We start from the raw sequence: 4,488 nt of genomic DNA on the forward strand, positions 1-4,488 counted from the left end.
CCTGTTCGCCCTATCCACATCACTGCTGCTATGAACTTTCTGTTGTCCTTTGCACTCCTTCCACTATCCCCTTTCTTTCCGGGTAAACTCTCCTTTATCCTTTCCCATTGCTTATCTTTTAAGTCGTATAACATCCTTAGCTTCTCTCAAAAATTGTTATTATAACTCCTTTCTTTTTGAATGTCTACACTACCTAATCACATCATCAATGCCAAAACATGGTTTTGCCAAAAAAACAGCGGATAATATCGCTAAAGCAAGTAATTTTTTCATTTTTACAAATTAAAACTTATTCCGAACTCAAATCCATGTGAAGATTCATCGAGCTTCTGTATCCTGTAACCAGCCAAAATATTGGTTTTTGAAGAAAGTGGCAGATTAATACCAGCACCTACCTGATAAGAAAAAAGGTAATCAGGAGTTAAAACAGGCCTGAAACTTTGAGAGCCTTCTTTTACAAGGTATGTCCTGGCAATACCTGCACCAGCATAAACATATGGAGTAATCCCGGTACTTTCAAGTGTATGATGGTAATGAAGTTTTGCCATGAGTCCTGTTCCTACTCCTATTTTTCTGTTTGGCATATCAAAAAAAGTTTTGATCATGGAGCCAAGTGAAAATTTAAGGTTGTCTGTGTAGTGATAACCGACATCAAACCCAGCGCTAGCAGCACTATACGATAAAGAAGCAAAAACTCTATCTCTAATCACATCATCAATGCCAAAACATGGTGTTGCTAAAAAAACAGCAGATAATATAGTTGAAGCAAGTAGTTTTTTCATTTTGCTTTTGAGATATTAATACGTTCATATATACTCTATAAATATTAAAAATAATATAATTAAAATATAAAAATTAATATAATTTCAAAAAGAATCTATTAAAAAATTTCATAGAATTCTTGTTTTAGTATGTCATCCAACTCAGAAAATGAAATTTCAACTCGTAGCTTTTTCATTGACGTCACTCCATACCCTTGCAATCCACAAGGGATAATTCCTCTATAATGAGCAAGGTCTGGTGAAACATTAATAGCTATTCCATGGTACGTTACCCACTTCCTTAGTCGAATACCAAAAGCTGCAATTTTCTCTTCTCTTCCATTATTACTGACCCAAATGCCCACTCTATCTCTTTTATATTCTCCTGCTATACCAAAGTGTTTTAAAACATTGATGATCCAATTACTCAAATTTTCAACATATAATCTAATATCACATCTGTTTCTTTTTTTTAGATTGAGCATTAAATATACAACGCGTTGTCCAGGACCATGATATGTATATTTGCCCCCTCTGCCAGTTTTATAGATAGGAAAAAGTTTTTCAATAATTTCAGCATCTGTTGCACTAATACCCGCAGTGTATAGAGGAGGATGCTCAAGTAACCACACCAGTTCATTTTCTAGACCATCATGAATTAATTTAATTCTCTCTTCCATGAATTTCACAGCATCGTTATAATCAACAAGCTGATTAGATATTAACCATTCTACCATCTTTTATTTCCAGTTAAATAATCTAAGTATATACCCCTTTCTCAAGAGATCTAATTTTCACCACAATTTTTATGGAGGCACATATGAAATTCAATATTTTCCAAAAAAAAGAAAAACAAGTACTTAACCAATATTCCACTCTACAGCTAATGATGGAGCCTAGTTGGAGCAAGCGTGACTATGCAAGTTTTGCTGAAGAAGGTTACATTAAAAACGTCATTGCTTTTCGTGCGGTAAATATGATCGCAAGTGCTGTATCCTCAGTACCTTTTACTCTTTATCAATTTACTAATCAGGGAAAATCATACTTAAAAACTCATCCATTATTAAAATTACTTTATTCTCCTAACCCAATTACATCTAAATCCGAATTTATTGAAGGAATTGTTACTTATCGACTGATCAGTGGCAATGCCTATATGCTGATGATTGAACCGCAGAATCCGCCAACAGAGCTTTACCTTTTGCGTCCTGATAGAGTTAATATTATTCCTGGAAAAAACAATGTTCCGTGCACTTATCGCTATACAGTGAACGACAACAGTTACGATTTTAAGGTTAATAAACTAACCGGACGTTCAGCAGTGTTGCATTTAAAAACTTTTAATCCTGTGAATGATTGGTACGGACTTTCACCGATAGAAGCAGCAGCATATAGCATAGATCAGCATAATCAAGCAGGGGCTTGGAATCAAGCTATGTTACAAAATGGAGCGCGGCCAAGCGGTGCCATAGTTGTCAAACCAGCAAAGGATGGCAGTGGAGGAAATTTAAGTCAAGAGCAATATCAGCGTTTAAAGATGCAGATAGACCAATATTATTCTGGGCCAGCAAATGCTGGTAGGCCAATACTGCTTGAAGGCGGTTTAGATTGGAAAGAAATGAGTTTATCACCGAGAGATATGGATTTCATTGACTCTAAACACAGTTCAGCACGTGATATTGCTCTGGCTTTTGGGGTGCCACCGCAATTGCTTGGCATACCTGGTGACAACACTTATAGCAATTTAGTTGAAGCACGATTATCCCTATGGGAGCAGACAGTTTTGCCCATATTAGAAAACATTATTTGTCATCTCAATTCTTGGCTAGTACCTAAATTTGGTCACGATTTGTGCTTATCATATGATAAAGATGCGATAGAAATTCTTATGGAAAAGAGGCAAAAACTGTGGAGGTATGTAGAAAATGCCAGTTTCATGACATTAAATGAAAAAAGAGAAGCCTTTGGTTTACCGCCATTGCCCGGTGGTGATGAATTAAAAGTTTGATGTACAAAATATGGTATAATTTTGCTATAATGTGAGCATAAAAATATGGAAATTTCTTGATTTATTTATACTTCCATCATACTTTGGGACCATACATAATGGAAAAAAGTCAATTGCAAGCTGTAAATCAACAACAGCAGATATTTTTAGTGAAACAGACATAAGTACTAGTATTGATAAGCGGTGCAGTAAATGATTAGTGAAAGAAATGATGTACGCTTATTCTATTCACAACCTATATCTAATCTCTTTTTAACTTCTGGTATCATAACATTCTGTGAAGCATTAAATTATGTGCACAGACTGCCTTATGGGCGCAACCTTGATTGTGCTGATTATTTATCAGTACTAAATGAAAAGTGCGGAACATGTAGTACTAAACATGCACTTATTTATAAGTTAGGTTGTGAATGCGGGGTTGATATAACGCTGCATATGGCTATTTTTATGATGGATAAGATTAATACTCCTGCCATTTCTTCTATATTAGAAAAATTCAACTTGTTATATATACCAGAGATGCACTGTTACCTTCGTTATAAGGGCCAAATCATTGATATAACTTTTCCAGAAGATAACAAACCTCTAGAATTAATAGATGAAGAGAAAATAGAACCAGAATACATCGGTGATTATAAAATGAATAAGCATAAACAGTATATTGAAAACTGGCTACCCCGTAATACTGTATATAATTCAGAGCAAATATTTAGAATTCGTGAGCTATGCATTGAGCAACTGATTAGGTAAAGAAATATAGACTAGTTTGAGAGAAGCTGTATATGACAGAAATAAGGTTATTTGAAGAGCAAGATATCTTTGAAGTAAAGGAGCAAGGGAAAAAGCTGAAATGATAGCTAAGAACTTTTGACGGATATTATTGCAAAAACTACTGATGAACAAATTGAAATAAAATACTATAGTGTTTCCCAAAATAGAGGAATTTAAGCAAATTCATCTACTCATCTTTCCAATTTGGTATGACAAAAAAAATTACTTGCGTTATTGAGTTTGATGTTTATAATATCATAAATTTAAACCTAACAGGTTTAGGTGGTGTATAGGGAGGCGTTATGTTAAATACACAAAAAGAAAAAGCTAATGAACTGCAAAGAGAACAGCAAGATGTTCTTGCAAAAGAGTTGATCAGTGTTGTAGATGGCACTTATTCAGAAGAAGAAAAAATAAGGAAGATTAACGATTTGAAGACTTTCTTAAAAAAGCTCATCACAGCTTGGTCACAATTTTCCATAAAGGATAGATATAGGAAGACAAGAATATCTACCTTAAACTCTCTATGTTCCTTAACTTGACGCGTATGGTTTATTTAACACTCCCGTCAGAAATAGGTTTTGCAAGAGGTCTATTTACTTATACCTTGACCACCCCTACTAACATCAGGATTTGATATAACCTGTAAAGGCACACTCTCTGGAGGGTTAGAAGGCATGCCTGAATGCTTAAAAAGACTAAAACTTGCTAATTTACAGTAAACAAGGTAGCAAGCTATACATACGGCTAGGGAGTGTTAAATAAACTGTGTCAAACCACATTTTTAGCTCAACTCAATTTTCAATCTTCCAGGAAAGAAAATGTCAAGCTGAGATATGGCTACTGCCCAATCATGCACAGGCATCGTCCATTTTTCCTCTGCCTTCTTTATAGCACAATATACCAACTTATACAAGGCATTTATGCTGGTAAATGAGCCCTTGGTCT

5 protein-coding genes and 1 pseudogene are annotated in these 4,488 nt (G+C 34.8%); 3 read left to right on the forward strand and 3 right to left on the reverse strand.

What is annotated here, in order from left to right; genetic code table 11:
* Window positions 1-275: 275 nt before the first annotated feature.
* Together IC220_RS06130 and lipB are read right to left on the reverse strand one after the other, a co-directional pair.
* Window positions 276-782: a hypothetical protein gene (locus IC220_RS06130; RefSeq protein WP_188153603.1), complete on the reverse strand. Its 507-nt coding sequence runs from the start codon at window positions 780-782 to the stop codon at window positions 276-278.
* A 98-nt stretch (window positions 783-880) separates the two neighbouring features.
* Window positions 881-1,498 (reverse strand): lipoyl(octanoyl) transferase LipB, encoded by a 618-nt coding sequence (gene lipB, locus IC220_RS06135; RefSeq protein ID WP_188153604.1) that lies wholly within the window; start codon window positions 1,496-1,498, stop codon window positions 881-883.
* 83 nt (window positions 1,499-1,581) lie between these two features.
* On the opposite strand from lipB, the gene IC220_RS06140 reads away from it, so the two are divergent.
* From IC220_RS06140 to IC220_RS06150, 3 genes are all read left to right on the forward strand, one after another.
* The gene (locus tag IC220_RS06140; RefSeq protein WP_188153605.1) at window positions 1,582-2,769 is read left to right on the forward strand and encodes a phage portal protein; all 1,188 of its coding nucleotides are present in this window, start codon (window positions 1,582-1,584) and stop codon (window positions 2,767-2,769) included.
* Between the two features lie 192 nt (window positions 2,770-2,961).
* Window positions 2,962-3,519, forward strand: coding sequence for a hypothetical protein (locus IC220_RS06145; RefSeq protein WP_188153606.1), 558 nt, complete (start codon window positions 2,962-2,964; stop codon window positions 3,517-3,519).
* A gap of 323 nt (window positions 3,520-3,842) precedes the next feature.
* Window positions 3,843-4,082, forward strand: coding sequence for a hypothetical protein (locus IC220_RS06150; RefSeq protein ID WP_188153607.1), 240 nt, complete (start codon window positions 3,843-3,845; stop codon window positions 4,080-4,082).
* A gap of 242 nt (window positions 4,083-4,324) precedes the next feature.
* Here the strand turns inward: IC220_RS06150 and IC220_RS06155 are convergent.
* Window positions 4,325-4,488: pseudogene (locus tag IC220_RS06155) on the reverse strand (IS256 family transposase); the annotation flags it as partial.

It is taken from the genome of Wolbachia endosymbiont of Pentalonia nigronervosa, from assembly GCF_014534705.1.
Taxonomy (GTDB): Bacteria; Pseudomonadota; Alphaproteobacteria; order Rickettsiales; family Anaplasmataceae; genus Wolbachia.

Excerpts from the sequence above, each read along its gene's own strand:
- IC220_RS06130 (WP_188153603.1), bottom strand. The coding sequence starts at position 782 with ATGAAAAAACTACTTGCTTCAACTATATTATCTGCTGTTTTTTTAGCA.
- IC220_RS06145 (WP_188153606.1), top strand. The coding sequence starts at position 2,962 with ATGATTAGTGAAAGAAATGATGTACGCTTATTCTATTCACAACCTATA.
- lipB (WP_188153604.1), bottom strand. The coding sequence starts at position 1,498 with ATGGTAGAATGGTTAATATCTAATCAGCTTGTTGATTATAACGATGCT.
- IC220_RS06150 (WP_188153607.1), top strand. The coding sequence starts at position 3,843 with ATGTTAAATACACAAAAAGAAAAAGCTAATGAACTGCAAAGAGAACAG.
- IC220_RS06140 (WP_188153605.1), top strand. The coding sequence starts at position 1,582 with ATGAAATTCAATATTTTCCAAAAAAAAGAAAAACAAGTACTTAACCAA.